This window comes from Bacillus sp. JHAA (assembly GCF_036961585.1).
Taxonomy (GTDB): Bacteria; Bacillota; Bacilli; order Bacillales; family Bacillaceae; genus Bacillus; species Bacillus velezensis.
On record NZ_JBAMDE010000035.1, the window covers coordinates 1 to 471 of the forward strand.

The window sequence follows — 471 nt, forward strand, 5'->3', positions numbered from 1 at the left end:
TGCAGGAGTTGAATATTAAGAATAAGACACAGGTTCAGACATGGGTTAGATGGTATAAGGCTGGTGATACACATCGATTCGAACAGCCTGTTGGAAAGCAATACACTTACGGAAAAGGTCCGGAGTATTCTTCCGATTTAGAGAAACTGCAGGCAGAGATTCGTTACCTGAGACAACAGAATGAAGTTTTAAAAAAGTACAACGAATTGGAAAGGAAGTTGATAGCGAAACGTCAGTCGAACTTGTAGAAATATTGCACAGCACAATGACCGTACAGGATATCTGTATTCATTTAGGTATCTCTCGAGCGTCTTATTATCGTTGGAAGAAGAATCTGATGAAGGATCATCCCAAGCGCCATTTGGAAAAACAAATCGGCACGTTGTGCCGAGAGCACAAGTATCGATATGGATATCGAAAAATCACAGCCATACTAAAAAAGAGAATGTGTATTAACCATAAAACGGTTCA

The 471-nt window shown here is 39.9% G+C and carries 1 pseudogene; it reads left to right on the forward strand.

The features are described 5' to 3' along the window. Positions 1–471, forward strand: a pseudogene (locus V7728_RS20435) (IS3 family transposase); the annotation flags it as partial.